Origin of the sequence: Luteimicrobium album, from assembly GCF_030161555.1 — a bacterium.
Lineage (GTDB): Bacteria > Actinomycetota > Actinomycetes > Actinomycetales > Cellulomonadaceae > Luteimicrobium > Luteimicrobium album.
On record NZ_BSUK01000001.1, the window covers coordinates 2,570,969 to 2,590,467 of the forward strand.

Genomic DNA, 19,499 nt, shown 5'->3' on the forward strand with positions numbered 1-19,499 from the left:
GCGAGGCGGATGGAAGATCGCGCGCAGCCCTCAGGCCCCGTCCCACGCCCCCTCAGGCGGCGACGGCGACCATCGCGATGGCCGTCGCGTGGCACGCGAACCCGACCACGGTGAGCGCGTGGAACACCTCGTGGAAGCCGAACCAGCGCGGGCTCGGGTTCGGGCGCTTGGTCCCGTAGACCACGGCGCCGAGCGTGTACGCGAGGCCGCCGGCGGCGACCAGCCAGACGACCGCCGGGCCGCCGGTGCGCCAGAACTGCGGGAAGAACCCGACCGCGACCCAGCCGAGCGCGACGTAGATCGGGACGTACACCCACCGCGGCGCGCTCAGCCAGAACACGCGTGCGAGGAGTCCGAGCAGGGCCCCGGACCACACGATCCACAGCAGCGTCACCGCCGTCCCGTGCGCGAGCAGCATGACGGCGAGCGGCGTGTAGGTGCCGGCGATGATGAGGAAGATGTTCGAGTGGTCGGCGCGTCGCAGCGCGGCGGCGACGCGGGGCGACCACGTGCCGCGGTGGTAGACCGCGGACGTGCCGAACAGGAGGCACGAGCTCAGGCCGAAGACGGCGCACGACCAGCGCGGCGCGCCCGCGGGCGCGAGGCACACGACGACGATCGACACGGCGAGCACGAGGGGAACGCCCCCGCGTGGATCCAGCCGCGGAGCCGGGGCTTGACGACTCGGGCGACGTTCCCTGCGACGCCGGACACGGCCTCCGTCACGGCACCGGTGACGTCGAGACGCAGCGGGGCGGGGCGGGCGGGGTCGGCGTGGGTCACAGGGCCTCCTGGTGGACGGTGACGCCGGGCGGTGGGCCGGACGGCCAACCTACGCCATCGTAGGTTACGGCTCCGTAGGTGGTCCAGGGCGACGGGGAACCTCACAGGCTCCGGTACGGTGTCACCGGGGGTCGCGCGGGTGCGGGGCCGGGGGCCCCGAGGCCCGCGAGCACGGCTCGACGACCTGCGACGACGACCAGCGAGGAGGGGCGCGTGCGGCTGCCGAACGTGCTGTACGGCGTCTACGAGCGGCGTCTGGCACGGTCGCTGCCTGCGGGCAGCATGCCCCGGCACGTGGGCGTCATCCTCGACGGCAACCGGCGCTGGGCGAGGTCGTTCGGCGAGCCGGCGGCCACCGGGCACCGGCGCGGCGCCGACAAGATCGAGGAGTTCCTCGGCTGGTCGGAGGAGCTCGGCATCGAGGTCGTCACGCTGTGGATGCTCTCCACGGACAACCTGGGCCGCCCCGCGAGCGAGCTGCAGGACCTCCTCGACATCATCAACGACGCGGTCGGCGAGCTCGCCGACACGGGCGAGCGCACGGGCCGCTGGCGCCTGCGCGTCATGGGCCGCCTCGATCTCCTGCCCGCCGCGACGGCGGCCGCGCTTCGCGAGGCCGAGGCCCGCACCGCCGGCGTGAGGGACGGCCTCCAGGTGAACGTGGCCATCGGGTACGGCGGCCGCCACGAGATCGCCGACGCCGTCCGTGACCTGCTGCGCTCCCGCGCCGCCGAGGGCGCGACGCTCGAGGAGGTCGCCGACGACCTCGACGTCGAGCACATCCAGGCCCACCTGTACACCAAGGGCCAGCCCGACCCGGAGCTGCTGATCCGCACGTCGGGGGAGCAGCGGCTGTCCGGGTTCCTGCTGTGGCAGTCGGCGCAGTCGGAGTTCTACTTCTGCGAGGCGTACTGGCCGGACTTCCGGCGTGTCGACTACCTGCGTGCGTTGCGCGCCTACTCGACGCGCGAGCGCCGGCTCGGGAAGTAGCTCCGATGACGCCCGACGAGCGCCGCGCCGTCGAGACCTGGGAGTCGCTCTTCCGGGCCCAGGTCGCGGTGCTCCGGCGTCTCGGCGCGGACGACATCTGGCAGGACGTGTCGTTCCGCGAGTACGACGTCCTCTTCACGCTGCGGTCGCGCCCCGGGCACGCCGCCCGGCTGCGTGACCTCGCGGCGCTGAGCCTGCTCAGCCAGCCGTCGCTGTCCCGCATGGTCGACCGGCTCGTGGCGCGCGGGCTCGTGGCGCGCCAGGCGGTCCCGGGGGATGCGCGGGGGACGCTCGTCGTCCTCACCGACGACGGCGTCCGGGTCCAGGCGGAGGTGGGGCGCCGGCACGCGGAGGCGATCGCCGCCTACGTGGGCGGGGCGCTCGACGACGACGAGCTCGACGCGCTGCGGCGCCTGACGGCACGGCTGGGGGCGGCCCAAGAACGTATCCCGGACGTGACGCGCGAGCGAGGTCACTGAGCCGCCGGACCGGGTTCGGCGGCCTCGGGGCGCACCGCCTCGGTGAGCGCGTCGAGGAACGCGACGACGGTCGCCGACTCGGCAGGGTCGAGCGTCTGGGCGACGGCGCGCATGCGGGTGTGCATCGCGGCCAGGGTGTCGTGGACCTCGGCGTGGACGTGGCGCGTCAGCTCGATCCGGAGGCCGCGGCGGTCGGTGGGGTGCTGCACGCGGCGCAGGCGTCCTGCGGTCTCGAGGCGGTCGAGCAGCTTGGTCGTCGACGCGGTCGAGATCCCGAGCTCGCGGCTGAGGTCGCGCGGCGCGACGGCTCGGCGGTCCTTCTCGGCGGCTGCGAGGTACCGGACCGCGCGCAGGTCGGTCTCGTTCATGTCCATGTCGCGCTGCAGCTTGCGGCGCATGGCCTCGTCGGCCCGCAGGAAGCGGCGGACGGCGTCGAGAGCCTCGGCGTCGCCCCAACCCTCGCGCGGGTACCAGTAGCTGGGCGTCGAGGTCGTGCTGCGTCGCGGGGTCGACGGCTGCTCGGTCATGGCGCGAGTCTACGATGGCTTGTATCTAGCCTGTCTAGCAACTAGCCTAGCGACTCATGATCGGACGGAGGGGCGAGACCGCCGCGCGCCACGGGCGCCCAGGACCGCGTCGTGCTCGTCGACGACGCGGGGGAGCCCTGCGGCACCGCTCCCCGTGACGGTCTGCACGGCAGGTCGACCCCGCGACACCTCGCATTCTCGTGCCACGTGTCGGACGCGTCCGGGCTGGTGCTCGTCACCCGCCGCGCGCTGGCCAAGAGGAGCTGGCCGGGCGTCTGGACCAACGCCTTCTGCGGACACCCGCGCCCCGGGGAGCCCGTCGTCGCCGCCGTACTCCGGCGCGGCGCCGACGAGCTCGGCCTGACGTTCCCACGGCCGCCCCGAGTCGTCCTGCCCGCGTTCTCCTACCGGGCCGTGGACGACGCGGGCACCGAGGAGAACGAGCTCTGCCCAGTGCTCGCCGCGACGCTCGACGACGACGCACCCGCACTGTCGCCGGACCCGGCCGAGGTGGCCGACTGGCGCTGGGTCTCGCCCGACGACCTCGCCAGGGCGGTGACCGCGGCGCCCTGGGCCTTCAGCCCGTGGCTCGTCGCCCAGCTCGCCGAGCTCCGGCCCGCGGAGGGAGCGACACATGCCCGACGGTGACCTCGCGACCGCTCCCGGCGCCGCGCTCGACGCCGCCGTCGAGACCGAGCTCCAGCGACGGCTCGACGACGCCCGCGCGAGGGCGCGGGCCGCCGGTCCGGGCTCCGAGGCGCTCTGGGACGACGTCCGGGACGCCGTCCGCGGCGGGAAGCGCCTGCGGCCCCGACTCCTGCTCGCGACCCACCGCGCGCTCGGAGGCGGGCAGGACGAGGCCGCCCTGCAGCTCGCCGTCGCCCTCGAGCTCCTCCACGCCGCCTTCTGCCTGCACGACGACGTCATCGACCGCGACACCGAGCGGCACGGCCGCCGGGATCCTCGCCGGCGACCTCGCGCTCACCCTGGCGACCCGGCTGGTCGCGACCGCGCCCGTCGACGACACGTACCGGGTCCGGCTCCTCGACCTGCTCGACGACGTCGTGCAGCGCTCGGCGGCCGGGGAGCTCGACGACGTGCTCGCGGTCGTCGCGCCTGTCCGCCAGGGGCTCACGGACGTGATGCGGACCGCGTCCCGCAAGACCGCCGAGTACACCGTCGTCGCGCCGCTCGTCGTCGGCGCGGAGCTCGCGGGAGCGGACCCGGCGCTGGTCGAGGTCCTCCGGACCGCGGGCCGCAGCCTGGGTGTCGCGTTCCAGCTCGGCGACGACATCCTCGGGACCTTCGGCGACGAGCGGACGACCGGCAAGAGCATCCGCAGCGACCTCGCCCAGGGCAAGGTCACGGCGCTCGTCGTGCTCGCGCGTCGCACGTCGGCGTGGCCCGAGGTGGCCGCCCACCTGGGCGACCCGGACGCCTCCCCGGACGACGCCCGGCGCGTCCGGGCTGCCCTCGAGCGCACGGGCGTGCGCGCCGACCTCGAGGACCTCGTCGTGCACTACGCCGAGCACGGCCTGCGCCTCCTGGACGACCCGGCGGTCCCGCCCGCGCTGCGCGCGGCCCTCGAGCCGCACGCCCGGTCCGTGGTGGCGAGGGCCCGATGACCCTCGCGCTCGAGCGGTACGGGCTCGCCTCCCGACGGGCGTCGCTCCAGGTCATCCGCACCTACTCGACCTCGTTCGGCCTCGCGTCGAGGCTCCTCGGCGGGCGCGTCCGGCGCGACGTCGTCGCCGTGTACGCGCTGGTGCGCCTCGCGGACGAGGTCGTCGACGGCGCCGCGACCGACGCCGGCCTGGAGGCGCCGGGCTGCCGTGCCGTCCTCGACGCGCTCGAGGCGGAGACCCTCGCAGCGATGGGCTCCGGCTACTCGACCAACCCGATCGTCCAGAGCTTCGCGGAGGTCGCCTGCCGGGTCGGCGTGACGCCCGCCCTCGTCGTGCCCTTCTTCGCGTCGATGCGCGCCGACCTGGACGTGCGGGTGCACACCGCCGAGTCGTTCCGTGCGTACGTGTACGGCTCGGCCGAGGTGGTGGGGCTCATGTGTCTGCGGTGCTTCCTCGCCGACGACGCGCGGCGCGGCGTCGGGCGACCCACGCCGTCCCAGGTGCGTCGGCTCGAGGCGGGGGCCCGCGCGCTCGGGGCGGCCTTCCAGAAGGTCAACTTCCTGCGCGACCTCGGCGACGATTCCCGGACCCTCGGCCGGCACTACTTCCCCGGCGTCGACCCGGAGCGGCTCGACGCGGCGACTCGGGACCGGCTGCTCGCCGACGTCCGACGCGACCTCGCGACGGCCCGTGGCGTCGTGCCGCTGCTGACGGCGGGCTCGCGGGCGGGCGTCCTCGCGACGCACGCCCTGTTCGCCGAGCTCGCGCGCCGTCTCGGCCGGACCGACCCGGCGGCGATCGTCGCCGGACGGGTGCGCGTCCCCGACGCGGTCAAGGTCGCGCTGACCGCCCGCGCCGTGCTCGAGGCGCGGCTGGCGGGCGGCCGCCGGTGAGCCGGGTCGTGGTGGTCGGGGCGGGCGTCGCCGGGCTGGGCGCGGCCGCGCTGCTGGCCCAGGACGGCCACGACGTCACCGTGGTCGAGCGGCTCGCCACGGTCGGCGGGCGTGTGGGCGTGTGGCGTGCGGGCGGGTTCACGTTCGACCTCGGGCCCTCGTGGTACCTCATGCCCGAGGTGTTCGAGCGCTTCTTCTCGCTCCTCGGCACGAGCGCGGACGCGGAGCTCGACCTGGTCCGCCTCCCGACCGCCTTCCGCGCCTACTTCGACGACGCGCCGCCGCTCGACGTGACCGACGACGTGGCGCGGACCGCCCGGACGTTCGAGGCCCGCGAGCCGGGCGCGGGGAGCGCCTCGCGACCTACCTGGGCTCCGCGGGCCGCGCGTACCGCACCGCCGTCGACCGGTTCCTCTACACCGACTACGCGTCGCCGCGCGCGGTCGTCGCCGCGGTACGCGGCCTGGGCCCGCGCGACCTCGCCGAGCTCGCGGGGCTCGTCACGACGTCGCTGTGGCGCCGCACCGGACGCGTCGCGCACGACCGTGGCCTGCGCCAGGTGCTGGCGTACCCGGCGGTCTTCCTCGGCGCCTCGCCCTACCGGGCGCCCGCCCTCTACCACCTCATGAGCCACCTGGACCTGGTCGAGGGCGTGCGGTATCCCCGCGGGGGCTTCGGCACGCTCGCTGCCGCGCTCGAGCGCCTCGCGGTCGCCCGGGGCGTGACGATCCGGACCCTCACCGAGGCGGAGCGCGTCGTCGTCGATCCCGTCACCCCCGACCCCTCCGTCGCGCCCGGGTGGCGCGGGCGTCGCCGGGCGCGGGGCACGGTGCGTGGCGTCGTTGTGCGCGACCGCGCCACGGGGACCGCGGAGCTGCTCGACGCCGACGTCGTGGTCGCGGCGGGGGACCTGCACCACGCCGAGACCTGCCTCCTTCCCGCGCCCTACCGCACCTACCCCGAACGCTGGTGGCGCCGGCGCGACCCGGGACCGGGAGCGGTGCTCGTCTGCCTCGGCGTCCGCGGTCGGCTCGACGCGCTCGCCCACCACTCGCTGGTCTTCACGGCCGACTGGCGCGCGAACTTCGACGCGGTCTTCGGGCCCCACCGGGCCGTGCCCGACCCCGCGTCCTACTACGTGTGCCGCCCGACCGCCACGGACGCGACGGTCGCGCCCGCCGGGCACGAGAACCTCTTCGTCCTGGTCCCCGTGCCACCGGACCCCGGCCTGCGCCCCGACGACCCGCGCGTGACGGCGCTCGTCGACCGCGTCCTGGCCGACCTGGGCCGGCGCGCCGGCGTCGACGACCTTGCGGCGCGCGTCGTCGTGCGGCGCGTGCTCACGCCGTCGTGGTTCGCCGAGCACCTGCACGCCTGGTCCGGCGGCGCGCTCGGGCCCGCGCACACGCTGCGCCAGTCGGCACTGCTGCGCGGGCGGAACGCGTCCGCACGGGTCGACGGGCTGGTCTATGCCGGCGGCTCGACGATCCCCGGCGTGGGGCTGCCGATGTGCCTCATCAGCGCCGAGCTCGCCGCACGCCGCGTGGCGTCGCGTCCCGACAGGGCCCGCGCGGGGACCGCGTCGTGAGGGCGGCGTACCTGCTGGCGCTCACGCTGAGCCTCGCGGGCCTGGGCGTGCTCGACGCGCGGTTCCGCCTGGTCCTCGCCAGGGACCTGCGTCGCGGGGCGGCGACCGTCGGCGTGGGGCTCGTGGCCTTCCTCGCGTGGGACCTCGCCGGGATCGGCCTCGGGATCTTCCGTCGCGGCGACGGGCGCTGGTCCTCGGGCGTCGAGCTCCTCCCGCACCTGCCCGTGGAGGAACCGGTGTTCCTGCTCCTGCTCTGCTACGTGACGCTCGAGCTCACCGAGGGCGCGCGACGGCTCGTCCGCGCGGCGTCCGTCCGGCGTGCCGGGCGCGCGACGAGCGGGCGGGACGTCCGCCGATGAGCTACCTCGTCCTCGACACGATCGCGCTCGCGGCGCTCGCCGTGCCGTTCGCCCTCGCCGCGCGGCGATGGTCCCGGCGGGGCGTGCTCGCCCGGCGGCTCGCGGCGCTCGGGCTCGTCGCGGTGGCGCTGCTGGTCGTCACCGCGGTCTTCGACTCGCTCATGATCGCCGCCGGGCTGTTCACCTACGACGCGTCCGCCCTCGTCGGACTGCACGTGGGCCGCGCGCCCCTCGAGGACCTCGCCTACCCGGTGGGCGCCGTCCTGCTGCTGCCCAGCGTGTGGGAGCTGCTCGGCGCGGACCGGGACGAGGCCCGCGCCCGCGCGAGCGAGGGCACCGACGACCGCAGCGGGAGAGTGCCATGACCGCCACCGCCCCCGTCCGTCGGAGGGCGACCGTGCGCGAGCTCGTCGCCGCCTCGCGGCCGCTGAGCTGGATCAACACGGCGTTCCCGTTCGCCGCGGCGTTGCTTCTCAGCAGCCGGCACGTCGGCGCGCTGCTCGTCGTCGGCACGGTGTTCTTCCTCGTTCCCTACAACCTGCTCATGTACGGCGTGAACGACGTCTTCGACCACGAGTCGGACGCGCGCAACCCGCGCAAGGGCGGCGCTGAGGGTGCGCTCCTGGCGGCCTCGAGCCTCCCGTCCCTCCTGCGCTGGTCGATCGGGCTCGCCGTGCCGTTCGCGGTCGCGGTGCCCGTGCTCGCGGCCGTCGAGGAGCCCGGGCGCGGCGGCTGGACGGCTCTGGCGCTCGCGGTCGTGCTCTTCGCCGTCGTGGCGTACTCCGCGCCCGGGCTCCGCTTCAAGGAACGCCCCGGCCTCGACTCCGCGACCTCGAGCTCCCACTTCGTCGGACCCGCCGTCGTGGGGCTGGTCGCGGGCGGCGCCGAGCCGACCCGGACGGTCCTCGCGATCGTCGTGGCGTTCTTCTGCTGGGGCATGGCCGCGCAGGCGTTCGGCGCGGTCCAGGACGTCGGCCCGGACCGCGAGGCGGGGATCGCGTCCGTGGCGACCGCCCTCGGTGCACGCCGGACCGTGCGGGCGGCCGTGGCGCTCTGGCTGCTCGCCGGCCTCGTGGTGCTGCTCGCGGGGCTGCCGGCCGCGTGCGCCGCCGTTCTCGTCGTGCCCTACGTGATCACCGTGTGGCCCTACCGGAACCTCGCCGACGCCGACGCGGCCCGGGCGAACCGGGGCTGGCGGGTCTTTCTCCGGCTCAACTACGGGTGCGGGTTCGTGGTCTTCTGGTTGTGCTGGTGGGCCTGGGTCGGCACGTGATCGCGGAGGCGGTGCTCCGGACGGAGGCCGTGTCGCCGGGGCGCGCGGGACGCCGCGATGGTCGATAGGGTCGCGAGCGTGAGCCCCCACACCGAGGACCGGCAGGCCGTGCGCTCAGCTCCCCGGGTGGTGGTGGCCCCGGACTCCTTCAAGGGCTCGGCGCCCGCGGCCGACGTGGCGCAGTTCCTGGCCGAAGGGGTGCTGCGCGCCCGTCCCGACGCGGAGGTCGTGCGGCTCCCCATGGCCGACGGGGAGAGGGCACGCTCGACGCGCTCGCCGCCGCGTGGGGCGTCGAGAAGCGGCGCGCAAAGACGGTCGACGCGCTCGGGCGCCCGACGACGGCACGGTGGGCGACGTCTGCGGACGGCCGCCTCGCCGTCGTCGAGCTGGCAGAGGCCAGCGGGCTGCCCGGCGTCGTGGACGTCCTGCCGCAACCGCTCCTCGCGACGACGTTCGGCACGGGGCTCGTGCTGCGCGAGGCGCTCGACGCCGGTGCGTCCGAGATCCTCCTGTGCCTGGGCGGCTCGGCGACGACGGACGGCGGGTCCGGGATCCTGCGGGCGCTCGGCGTGCGCCCGCTGGACGCGGACGGCGAGCCCGTGCCCGACGGCGGTGAGGGGCTCGCGCGCGTCGCGAGCCTCGACCTGGCGGGGCTCCACCCGCGGGCGCGCGCCGCGCGGTGGCGTCTCGCCGTGGACGTGACGAACCCGCTCGTCGGGCCGCGCGGGGCAGCCCGGGTCTTCGGCCCCCAGAAGGGGGCGAGCGACGTCGACGTGGACTACCTCGACGCGGGCCTCGAGCGGTGGGCCGGAGTGCTCGCCGACGCGACCGGCGTCGACGTGCGGGAGCTGCCGGGAGCCGGGGCGGCGGGCGGAGTCGCGGGCGGGCTGCACGCCGTCCTCGGGGCCGCGCTCGAACCCGGTGCCGCGCTCGTGGCCGACGCCGTCGGGCTCGCGAACGCCGTCGCCGACGCCGCGCTCGTGCTCACGGGGGAGGGCTCGTTCGACTCCCAGTCCGTCGGCGGCAAGGTCGCCGACCAGGTGGCGGCCGTCGCGGGCCGTGCGCCCGCGCGCCCGCCCGTCGTCGTGGTCGCGGGGCAGGTGCTGCTGCCCGCGTCGCGCGCCGCGGAGGCGGGGATCACGGCCGCCTTCAGCCTCGCCGGCGGGCCGGCGACGCTCGCGGAGCTCGTCGTGCACACGCCGACCCGCCTCGCCGACGTCGCCGAGAACGTCACGCGGCTCGTGCTGCGCTGAGCCGCGGCCGGCGCGGGATCCACCGCCACAGCGCGAGCGCCGCGGCGTACCCCAGCGCCCCCGACACGACGACACCCGCCGCGAGGCTCGCGAGCGCCGTGATCGCGGACAGGAGGAGCGGCCCGACGCCGGCGCCGCCGTCGGCCAGCTCGCGCCAGATCCCCAGGAAGGTGGGCCGCCCGACCGACGGCGACGTGTCCGCGCCGAGCGTCATGACGATGCCCGCCCCGATGCCGTTGCCGAAGCCCAGGAGCATCGAGACGGCGGTGAAGGGCACGATCGCGTGGGTGAGCGGCATCATGACCATCGCCGACGCCATGAGCAGCATCGACGGCACCGCGACCCACTCGCGACCGCGCCGGTCCATGACCTTGCCCGCCGGATAGAAGACGAGCATGTCGACGGCGCCCGCGATCCCGTAGACGATCGACGCCGTCGTGGGGGCGAGGCCGATGTGCGCGGCCCAGAGCGGGATGACGACCTGCCGGCTCGCCCGGACGGCCGAGAGCAGGAAGACGCCCGAGCCCAGGGTGGCGAAGGTGCGCCAGTGGTCGTGGAGCATCCCGCGCGTCGTCACGGGGGCGGCGGCCTCGGCGCTCGCGCCCGCGACGGCGGTGTGCCGCCGGGTCGGGGTCTCGAGGTCCGGCACCCGGTACGCGAGGAGGCCTGCCGCGACCACGGCGACGAGCGCCACCACGTACCCGCCCGGCTTGCCCATGACGTGCATGACGGCCGCGCCGAGGAACGGGCCGACGAACACGCCGACCCGCATGCTGCCGCCCAGCGTCGACATGGCGCGGGCGCGCAGGTGGATCGGCACGGCCTCGGTCAGGTACGACTGCCGGGCCAGGTTGAACACCGAGCTCGCGCACCCGACGAGCAGGACGCCGGCCACGAGCGGCCACAGCCCGGCGTCGACGAGGCACAGCGCGAGCCCGACGACGCTGATCCCGGCCGCGGCGACCATCGACCAGCGCTCGCCCACCCGGGTGGTGAGGATGCCGGCCGGGATGTTCGACAGGATCGAGCCGATCCCCAGCAGCGCGACGATCAGCGAGGCGACGGCCAGCGACGCGCCACGGTCGACCGCGGTGAGCGGCACGACGGGCAGCATCGCGCCCTCGGCCAGTCCGAACAGGATCGACGGGCCGAACGCCGCGACCGCGATGCTGCGGAGGCTGAAGTCTCCCGTCGTCGCACTCACGGCGGTGGGCATCAATCGGCGACCGCGAACGCGTCGATCTCGACGAGCATCTCCTCGCGGGGCAGCCCCACGAACACCGTGGTGCGGCTCGGCAGCACGCCCGACGGCGAGTTCGCCGCGACGAACGCGCCGTACGCCTCGTTCATGATCGGGAAGTCCTCGCGCTTGGTCAGGTACACGCGGAGCATGACGACGTCGTCGAACGTGGCACCCGACGCCTCGACGATCGCCTTGACGTTCTGGAGTGTGCGGGTCGTCTGCGCGGCCACGTCGCCGGGGAAGAGGTACTCGCCGGTCGCCGGGTCCTGCGGGCCCTGGCCCGACACCTGCACGAACGGGCCCTTGCGCACGCCCTGGTGGAACGTGTGGGCGGGCGCGGGCGCGCCGTCGGTCCGCAGGGGGTCTTCTCGGTCGTCATGGTGCAGGGCTCCTTCGGTGTTGCTGGGGCTACGGGCGTACGGGTGGGGGTGGGCTCAGAAGTCGAACGACACGAGCCCGAGCGGGCGGTCGCCGTCGACGACGATGCCCACGCGCCACTTGTCGAAGAGGGTGCACGGGTGGGAGATCCCGAACCCGATCACGTCGCCGGGGTGCACGTGCAGGGTCTCCGGGCCGAGGCGCGCCGAGTCGATGTCCAGGCGCAGGAAGAGGTGCTCGTCGTTGAGGTCGGTGACCGTCGCGCGGGAGAGCTCGAGCGGCGCGCCGAGCGTCCGGCCGTCGTCCCCGCGGGAACGCAGCCACAGCGCGCGCGGCAGGTCGAGGTCGTACGGGACGTCGCGCCGTCCGACGCCCACGAGCACCAGACCGGGCTCCGGGACCGAGACGACCGAGCCCCACACCGTCGCCGCGGCGCGCAGCGGCTCCGCGCCGGGCACCCGGGAGAACGCGTCCAGGTGCGCGTAGTGGCCGTGGTCGTGGACCACGTACGAGCCCGAGCGCACGACGACGCGCGGCGCGTGCCCCGCGGCCGGCCCGCCCGGGGGAACGGGCCGGGCAGCACCTGGAGCACCACGTCCACGAACGCGCTCCCGCCCGCGCTCACGACGACGTCCCCGCCGGTGACCAGGTCTTCCGCGACGAGCTGCTCGGCCACGTCGCGCAGGCCGCGCAGGTAGTCGGCGACCCGCTCTCGGGTCTCCGGCGTCGACTCGCCCGCGACCGAGCCCTCGTAGCCCGCCACCCCGCGGAGCGTGAGCCCGCTCGACCGCACCGCGCGCGCCAGACCCAGGGCGTCCGCCGTCGAGCGCACGCCCGTCCGGCCGCCGGGCACCCCGATCTCCACGAGCACGCCGAGGCGGCCGCGGACGTCGTCCGACGCGCCCGCGAGCCCGCGCGACAGCATCGTCAGGCCCTCGACCGAGTCGACGTACAGCCACAGCTTCGCGCCCTCGTCGCGCTCCAGGTCGTCACGCACCCAGATGATCTCGTCGGGGTCCGTCAGCTCGTTGGCCAGCAGCACGCGGCGCGTGCCCCAGTCCCGGACCACCCGGAGCTGGTTCGGGGTCGCGACCGTCGCACCCCACGCGCCCGCCGCGAGCTGGCGCGCGAAGATCTGCGCCGACATGTGCGTCTTGACGTGCGGGGCGTGCTCCACCGAACCCGGGGCGCCCGCCGCCTCGCCCGCCTCGCGGACCGACGTCGCCATGACCGCCACGTTGTGGTCGAGGGAACCGGTCTGCAGGGTCAGGATGGGCAGCCCGAAGGGCCGTCGTCGACCGTCGCGGTGCCGATCATCAGCCCGTCGCCCGCCGTCTCGCCGCGCAGGCGCAGCCCCTTGGTGCGTGGGCCGACGACGACCGGCTCCAGCGGCCGATCGAGGCGCTCCGTCATGCCGTCTCCTGTTCCGTCGGTGGTCGCGCGGGTCATCCGTCGACCAGCGCCCCACCCGCCAACACGTGCCGCCCCCGACGACGACGTCGTCCACCCCCTGCGCGGGCGTGCGCGGGTCCTCGTAGGTCGCCAGGTCCCGCACGGTGGCCGGGTCGACGAGCGCGAGGTCCGCGACCGCGCCCACCCGGACCTCGCCGCGACCCGCCAGACCGAAGCGGCGAGCCGCCCGCGTGGACAGGTGCCAGGTGGCGTCCGCCCAGGACCAGTCTCCCGCACCCACGTGCTCCGACGCGAAACGGGCGAACGCGCCCCAGCCGCGCGGGTGCGGCCGGCCGCCCGCGTAGATCGCGTCCGAGCCCGCGAGCTGGGCCTCGTGGTTCGCGAGCGCGCGCACCGAGCCCGCCGAGTTCGTCGGGGGCTGCGCGAACACGCAGCCCGCCTGCAGCCGCGTGCTCACCAGCAGCTCCAGCGCCGTGTCCTCCGCGTCCAGCCCCAGCCGCTCCGCGACGTCCAGCAGCGCCAGGCCCTCCGTCCAGCGCAGCTCGCCCGGCACGTTCGCCATCGTCACCCGCGCCCACAGGTCCGCGAGCCCCGGGAAGTGCTCCGTGCGCAGGCGCTCTCGCACCGCCGGGTCCCGCAGCAGAGCCACCGTGCGGTCCGGCTCCGCGATCGGCAACCACGTCGGCAGCGTCACCATCGACAGGATCGAGCTGCCCCGTAGGTACGGGTACGAGTCGAACGTCACGTCCAGGCCCGAAGCCCGCGCGTCGTCCACGTACCCCGCCAGCTCCTCGGCGGGACCGTGGTAGTGCGACACGTGCGTCGCCACCCCCGACGCCCGCGCGATCCGCACCAGCTCCGCGAACGCCCGGCCCGCCTTCTCCTCGTAGCCGCGCATGTGGCTCACGTGCGGCACGCCGCGCGCCGCGCACACCCGCGCGAGCGCCACCAGCTCCGCCTCGTCCGCGTACGCCGCCGGCACGTACTCGAGCCCCGTCGACATCCCGACGGCGCCGTCGTCCAGGGCCCGCTCCAGCAGCGCGACCATCGCGGCGACCTCGTCGTCCGTGGCCGGGCGGGCGTCCGCGCCCGTCACCGCGTACCGGATCGTGCCGTGCGGGGCGAGCACCTCGACGTTGAGCGGGAGCCCGGCATACGTCGCCTTGAGCTTCTTGACCGTGCCGCCCGCGAAGGTGGGGTGGGCGCCGTTGATCGCGCGGAAGTACTCGGTCGAGAACCCGAACGCGTCGCCGTCCGGTGGGGTCGGGGCGAAGCCGATGCCGTCCTGGCCCACGACGATCGTCGTGATGCCTTGGCGCAGCATCGCGAGCTGCACGTCGGGGTCGAACACGGCCGCCTCGCCGTGGACGTGCGCGTCGATCAGCCCGGGCAGCAGCAGCCGCCCCCGCCCCTCGATCACGTCGACGGGCTCCGGTGCCGCCAGGAGGCGCCTGTCGAGGCTGCCCGTGGGCGCGATCTCGCGGATCAGCCCCGCGGTGACCAGCACGTCGACGAGCGGGCCGCCGTCGGGAAACTCGGAGGACGGGACGCGGACGCCCCGGAGGAGGAGGCTGCCCGGCCGAGCCGTGCTGGAAGGCGACACGGTGGGAGAGGGGGCGGGGAGGGGGTCGCGGGTCGTGGCGGGTCTGGCGGGAGGTCGCGAGGAACGAGTGACCGGATGGAAGACCCGCGACCCCCTCCCCGCCCCCGACAGAACCCGACCCGGACGCGACACCGACCACCATCAGCCCCCGACCTCGTTCGTCCGGACCCCCGACGAGTCCTCGACCCAACCCCCGACGCCCCCGAAACCGCCCGCCGCGAGCTCGGCGGCGAGGTCCCGGGGGTGGCCGGCGACGCCCGGGCGCGTCTGCCACGGGTGCGGGCCCGCGAGCGGCCGGAACTCGACGCCGACCGCGGCGAGCCGAGGGAGGTGGTCGCGCTCGAGGCGCTCGACGAACGCGTCGGTGTCGCGCTCGTCGACGGGTTGCCCGGTCCAGACGACGTCGGCGAACGCGGCGAGGCGGGGGAACGCCGCGTAGTCGAGGCGCCGGGCGGAGTCGAGGTGCTCGGTCCACAGCTCAGCTTGCGCGCCGAGGAGCTTGCCGGGGAGCGCGCCCGGGTCGGTGACGCCGGCCTCGGCGAGCGCGCCGGCGGGCAGGGGCTCGAACCGGTGGACGTCCCGGAGGGTGTGGAGGAACCCGACCGGGACGGGCTCGTCGGGGCCGTCGCCGGCGCGGTGGTCGAGGTAGACGGCCTGCTCGGGGGCCATGACGACGTCGTGCCCGGCGGCCATGGCCTGGAGCCCGACGGTCCACCCGCGCCAGGCGGTCACGACGGTCTCGCGGGGCAGGGTGTCGTGGCCGGGGCGGAACGCCTCGTCCCAGACGACGGGGCGGCGCCCACCGGCGACGACGTGCCGGGCGAGCGAGCCGAGGAACGAGCCATGGAGATCGGCGACGTCGTCGAGACCGAGATCGGCCGCGCGTCGGACGATGTCCGGGTTGGCACGCCACAGCGCGATCGGGACCTCGTCGCCGCCGAGCGCGACGTACGGGGCGTCGAACACGTCCATGACCTCGTCGAGGACGTCCCGGAAGAACGCGAGGGTCTCCTCGGACGGGTCGAGGACCTCGGTGCTGATGCCCCAGGTGGTGCGGACCTCGTGGGGCTGCTTGCGCGTGCCGAGCTCGGGGTACGCGGCGACGGCCGCCTCGACGTGACCCGGCACGTCGATCTCGGGGACCACGGTCACCCCGTGCGCGCGGGCGTGGGCGACGACCTCCCGGAGGTCGTCCTGTGTGTAGAAGCCGCCGTGGGGGCGGCCGTCGAACACTCCGGCGCGCCACGTGCCGACGCCCGACTCGCGCCGCCACGACCCCACCTCGGTCAGGCGCGGGTACCGACGGGACTCGAACCGCCAGCCCTGGTCGTCGGTGAGGTGGAGCTGGACGACGTTGAGGTGGTGGGCGGCGGCGAGCTCGACGAACCGGAGGACGTCGTGCTTGGGCAGGAAGTGGCGGGCCACGTCGAGCAGGACGCCGCGCCACTCGTGGGCGGGGTCGTCGTTCGCGGAGAGCCCGCCGGGCACGGTGAGGGGCGTGCCGTCGACCGGGGCGCGGCGGAACGCGCGCGGGCCGGCGAGCTGGCGGAGCGTCTGCGCCCCGGCGTGCGCCCCGGCGACGTCCGAAGCGGTGACGACGACGGCGTCGGCGCCGGTCCGCAGGGTGTAGCCACCCGGTGCGACGGTCGCGTCGAGGACGAACGACACCGTCGGGCGGTCGTCGCGTGCGTCGTCGGTCTCCCAGCCGAGCGTCAGCCCCGTCGCGTCTTCCGTCTGCCGCTTCCAGGTGGCCGCCGCGGCCGTGAGCTCGGGCGCGGTGCGGACGGCCGTCGTCGGGCCGACGACGAACGGGCCCGCGAGCGGCGCGTGCACGACCGCCCGGCGGAAGCCGGGGACGGGCCACGGGAGCGCGGAGGGGTCGGGCAGGGGATCGGGACCGTCGTCAGGCACGGGTCCGAGCCTATCGAGGCGGCGTCGACGCCCGCCGCCGCCGACCGCCCGCCGGGACAGTCACTGGTCACGGCTCGCCGACCAGGCGATCGTCCCGCAGCACCGCTCAGGACGCCGGCGCCGTCGTCAAGTTTTCGCGGCGCTCGCAAGATCCGCGCAAGCCACTTGCGCGAATGCGTAGACTGCGTCTCATGGCGAAGAGGCTCTCGGACGTGGCGAAGAAGGTCGGGGTGAGCGAGGCGACCGTCTCGCGCGTCCTCAACGACAAGCCGGGCGTGTCCCAGGCGACCAGGGACGCGGTCCTGACCGCGCTCGACGTGCTCGGCTACGAGCGCCCGACCAAGCTGCGGGGGAGCGCGGCAGGCTCGTGGGCCTCGTGCTCCCGGAGCTCGTGAACCCGATCTTCCCGGCGCTCGCGGAGGTCATCGGCGGGGCGCTCGCGCAGCAGGGCTTCACGCCCGTCCTGTGCACCCGCACGGCCGGGGGCATCACGGAGGCCGAGTACGTCGACCTGCTGCTGGACCAGCACGTGTCGGGCGTGATCTTCGCGGGCGGCCTGTTCGCCGAGCGCGACGCCGACCACTCCCACTACCACCGTCTCGAGAAGATCGGCCTGCCGGTGGCGCTGGTCAACGGCGCGATCGAGTCCCTGCACTTCCCGCGGGTCTCGTGCGACGAGATCGTCGCGATGCAGCAGGCCCTCGGGCACGTGCTCTCGCTGGGGCACGAGAAGATCGGGCTGCTCCTGGGCCCCGAGGACCACATCCCGTCGGAGCGCAAGCTCGCCGCCGCCGAGCAGCTCGCGGCACGCGCGGGCAAGAAGATCGACCCGGCGCTCGTCGCGCACAGCCAGTACGCGCTCGAGGCCGGGCAGGCCTCCACCAACCGGCTGCTGGAGGCGGGCGCGACGGCGATCGTGTGCGCGAGCGACCCCTCGCCCTGGGCGCGGTCCGGGCGGTCCGGCGGGCGGGGCTCGGGGTGCCGCGCGACGTGTCGGTCGTGGGCTACGACGACTCCGCGCTGATGAACTCGACCGACCCCGCGCTGACGACCGTCCGGCAGCCGATCGAGCCGATGGGACGGGCCGCGGTGGACCTGTTGGCGCGCCAGATCTCGGGCGTCGACGTGCCGGCTGACGAGCTGCTCTTCGAGCCCGAGCTCGTGGTCCGCGCCTCGACCGCGGCCGCACCGGCCCGCGTCGGAGCCCGCTGACCGGGGGCACCCGCCTCCCCTCTTCGACCTGTCGGGCGCCCACGGGACTCTGCTCCCGCGAGCGCCTGACGGGTCTTCGGCGTGCCACGAGGGTCGCGCGGGGATGACATCGAACGACAGCGAAGATCGCGTTTCGATAACAACGATGTTCGGTTCTTGCGTTCTGGCTGTCAGGTAGTTACGGTCGGTGCAACGCCGACTACCGCGGCGCAGGCACGACCCTGACGCACCAGGGACGAAGGAGTCCACACGTGAGCACGAGCCCGAGCAGCCTGCCGGGACACCCGTCTGCCGCCGCCGAGTGGTGGCGCAACGCCGTTATCTACCAGATCTATCCGCGCAGCTTCGCGGACGGGAACGGCGACGGCACCGGCGATCTTGCAGGCGTTCGTTCGCGACTTGCGTACCTCAAGGACCTCGGGGTCGACGCGGTGTGGTTCACCCCTGGTACGTGTCGCCCCTCGCGGACGGCGGCTACGACGTCGCGGACTACCGCGCCATCGACCCGACCTTCGGGACGATCGAGGAGGCCGAGGCGCTCATCGCCGAGGCCGCCGCGCTCGGGATCCGGACGATCGTCGACGTCGTCCCGAACCACATCTCGGACCAGCACGAGTGGTTCCAGGCCGCGCTCGCGGCGGAGCCCGGCTCGCCCGAGCGGGAGCGCTTCTGGTTCCACCCCGGCAAGGGCGAGGACGGTTCCCAGATCCCGACCCACTGGGTCTCGAGCTTCCAGGGCAGCACCTGGACCCGCACCACGAACGCCGACGGCACGCCCGGCGAGTGGTACCTCCACCTCTTCACGCCCGAGCAGCCCGACGTGAACTGGAACCACCCCGACGTCCGCCGCGAGCACGAGGACGTCCTGCGGTTCTGGTTCGACCGCGGCGTCTCGGGGATCCGCATCGACTCCGCGGCCCTCCTGATCAAGGACCCCGCGCTGCCCGAGGTCCCGGCGGACCCGGCACCCGGCGGGCACCCCTTCACGGACCGTGACGAGCTCCACGACGTCTACCGCGGCTGGCGTGCGGTCGCCGACTCGTACGAGGACCCGCGCGTCCTCGTCGGCGAGATCTGGCTGCCCGACGCGCGACGCTTCGCCGACTACCTGCGTCCCGACGAGATGCACACGGCGTTCAACTTCGACTTCATGGCCCGCCCCTGGGACGCGAAGGCGCTGCGCGAGTCGATCGACACGACGCTCGAGGCGCACGCTCTCGTCGGCGCGCCGGCCACGTGGGTCCTGTCGAACCACGACGTGACCCGCCCCGTCACGCGCTACGGGCGCGAGGACTCGTCGTTCGCGTTCGAGGCCAAGCGCTTCGGCACCCCCACCGACCTCGAGCTCGGCACCCGCCGGGCCCGTGCCGCGGCACTCCTCACGGCCGCCCTCCCGGGCTGCCTGTACCTCTACCAGGGCGACGAGCTCGGCCTGCCCGAGGACGAGGACCTGCCGCGGGACGCCATCCAGGACCCGATGCACTTCCGGTCCGGCGGCGTCGACCCCGGCCGCGACGGCTGCCGCGTGCCGCTGCCCTGGACCGCCGACGCGGCCCGCGGGCACGGCTTCTCGACGCCCGCCGCCGACGGCACGACGGCCGAGCCGTGGCTCCCGCTGCCCACGTGGTGGGGCCGCTACGCCGTCGACGCCGAGGAGGCCGACCCCACCTCGATGCTCGCCCTGTACCGGACCACGCTCGCGGCGCGGCGCGCCGAGGCCGGGCTCCGCGAGGGCGGCTTCGCCTGGCTGGACCTGCCCGGCACGGACGGCGACGTCCTGGCCTTCGCGCGCGGCGACGTCGCGTGCCTCGTGAACTTCGGCGTCGACCCGGCGCCGTTGCCCCCGCACACCGCGGTGCTGCTGGCCTCCGGGGACCTCCCCGGCGACACGCTGCCCACGGACACCGCCGTCTGGATCCGGACCCGGTCCGGAGCCTGACGGAGACCCACCTACCTCACCGACGACCCG

At 75.1% G+C, this 19,499-nt stretch carries 12 protein-coding genes and 8 pseudogenes; 13 read left to right on the forward strand and 7 right to left on the reverse strand.

Features of this window, described 5'->3' with window-relative positions:
- Positions 1-52 precede the first annotated feature (52 nt).
- Positions 53-726 (reverse strand): annotated as a pseudogene (gene trhA, locus QQK45_RS13290) (PAQR family membrane homeostasis protein TrhA).
- 270 nt (positions 727-996) lie between these two features.
- Here trhA and QQK45_RS13295 point away from each other — a divergent pair.
- The gene (locus QQK45_RS13295; protein WP_284293663.1) at positions 997-1,773 is read left to right on the forward strand and encodes an isoprenyl transferase; all 777 of its coding nucleotides are present in this window, start codon (positions 997-999) and stop codon (positions 1,771-1,773) included.
- A gap of 5 nt (positions 1,774-1,778) precedes the next feature.
- On the forward strand, positions 1,779-2,252 hold the full coding sequence (locus QQK45_RS13300) for a MarR family winged helix-turn-helix transcriptional regulator (RefSeq protein ID WP_284293664.1): 474 nt from the start codon (positions 1,779-1,781) through the stop codon (positions 2,250-2,252).
- Here the strand turns inward: QQK45_RS13300 and QQK45_RS13305 are convergent.
- Entirely contained in the window at positions 2,246-2,779 is a 534-nt protein-coding gene (locus tag QQK45_RS13305; RefSeq protein ID WP_284293665.1) for a MarR family winged helix-turn-helix transcriptional regulator, read from the reverse strand. The two genes, QQK45_RS13300 and QQK45_RS13305, sit on opposite strands and share 7 nt — an antisense overlap.
- A gap of 108 nt (positions 2,780-2,887) precedes the next feature.
- Here QQK45_RS13305 and idi point away from each other — a divergent pair.
- From idi to QQK45_RS13345, 9 genes and pseudogenes are all read left to right on the forward strand, one after another.
- Positions 2,888-3,427: pseudogene (gene idi / locus QQK45_RS13310) on the forward strand (isopentenyl-diphosphate Delta-isomerase); the annotation flags it as partial.
- Positions 3,414-4,404 (forward strand): annotated as a pseudogene (locus QQK45_RS13315) (polyprenyl synthetase family protein). The pseudogenes idi and QQK45_RS13315, both read left to right, overlap by 14 nt.
- Positions 4,401-5,297, forward strand: coding sequence for a phytoene/squalene synthase family protein (locus tag QQK45_RS13320; RefSeq protein ID WP_284293667.1), 897 nt, complete (start codon positions 4,401-4,403; stop codon positions 5,295-5,297). Before QQK45_RS13315 ends, QQK45_RS13320 begins: the two are co-directional and overlap by 4 nt.
- A gap of 11 nt (positions 5,298-5,308) precedes the next feature.
- Positions 5,309-5,722: pseudogene (locus QQK45_RS22335) on the forward strand (NAD(P)-binding protein); the annotation flags it as partial.
- Positions 5,665-6,885, forward strand: coding sequence for a phytoene desaturase family protein (crtI, locus tag QQK45_RS13325; RefSeq protein ID WP_348525363.1), 1,221 nt, complete (start codon positions 5,665-5,667; stop codon positions 6,883-6,885). The pseudogene QQK45_RS22335 and the gene crtI, both read left to right, overlap by 58 nt.
- A complete protein-coding gene (locus QQK45_RS13330; RefSeq protein WP_284293668.1) occupies positions 6,882-7,244 on the forward strand; it encodes a lycopene cyclase domain-containing protein in 363 nt (120 codons plus the stop codon). Before crtI ends, QQK45_RS13330 begins: the two co-directional genes overlap by 4 nt.
- On the forward strand, positions 7,241-7,609 hold the full coding sequence (locus tag QQK45_RS13335; RefSeq protein ID WP_284293669.1) for a lycopene cyclase domain-containing protein: 369 nt from the start codon (positions 7,241-7,243) through the stop codon (positions 7,607-7,609). Before QQK45_RS13330 ends, QQK45_RS13335 begins: the two co-directional genes overlap by 4 nt.
- Positions 7,606-8,517, forward strand: a complete 912-nt coding sequence (locus QQK45_RS13340; protein ID WP_284293670.1) for a prenyltransferase — start codon at positions 7,606-7,608, stop codon at positions 8,515-8,517. The genes QQK45_RS13335 and QQK45_RS13340 overlap by 4 nt, the downstream gene beginning before the upstream one ends.
- Before the next feature lie 57 nt (positions 8,518-8,574).
- Positions 8,575-9,770: pseudogene (locus tag QQK45_RS13345) on the forward strand (glycerate kinase).
- Here QQK45_RS13345 and QQK45_RS13350 read toward each other — a convergent pair.
- From QQK45_RS13350 to QQK45_RS13370, 5 genes and pseudogenes are all read right to left on the reverse strand, one after another.
- Positions 9,748-10,974, reverse strand: a complete 1,227-nt coding sequence (locus QQK45_RS13350; protein WP_284293671.1) for an MFS transporter — start codon at positions 10,972-10,974, stop codon at positions 9,748-9,750. The pseudogene QQK45_RS13345 and the gene QQK45_RS13350 sit on opposite strands and share 23 nt — an antisense overlap.
- 11 nt (positions 10,975-10,985) lie before the next feature.
- The gene (locus QQK45_RS13355; protein WP_431310340.1) at positions 10,986-11,372 is read right to left on the reverse strand and encodes a RidA family protein; all 387 of its coding nucleotides are present in this window, start codon (positions 11,370-11,372) and stop codon (positions 10,986-10,988) included.
- A 75-nt stretch (positions 11,373-11,447) separates the two neighbouring features.
- Complete coding sequence (locus QQK45_RS13360) at positions 11,448-11,915, reverse strand: type III PLP-dependent enzyme domain-containing protein (RefSeq protein WP_348525230.1); 468 nt, start codon at positions 11,913-11,915, stop codon at positions 11,448-11,450.
- Between the two features lie 206 nt (positions 11,916-12,121).
- Positions 12,122-14,128 (reverse strand): annotated as a pseudogene (locus QQK45_RS22340) (hypothetical protein); the annotation flags it as partial.
- A 420-nt stretch (positions 14,129-14,548) separates the two neighbouring features.
- Complete coding sequence (locus QQK45_RS13370; protein WP_284293672.1) at positions 14,549-16,318, reverse strand: beta-N-acetylhexosaminidase; 1,770 nt, start codon at positions 16,316-16,318, stop codon at positions 14,549-14,551.
- Between the two features lie 191 nt (positions 16,319-16,509).
- On the opposite strand from QQK45_RS13370, the pseudogene QQK45_RS22345 reads away from it, so the two are divergent.
- Together QQK45_RS22345 and QQK45_RS13390 are read left to right on the forward strand one after the other, a co-directional pair.
- A pseudogene (locus tag QQK45_RS22345) lies at positions 16,510-17,530 on the forward strand (LacI family DNA-binding transcriptional regulator).
- Positions 17,531-17,781: 251 nt separating this feature from the next.
- Positions 17,782-19,469 (forward strand): annotated as a pseudogene (locus QQK45_RS13390) (glycoside hydrolase family 13 protein).
- The last annotated feature ends 30 nt before the right edge of the window (positions 19,470-19,499 follow it).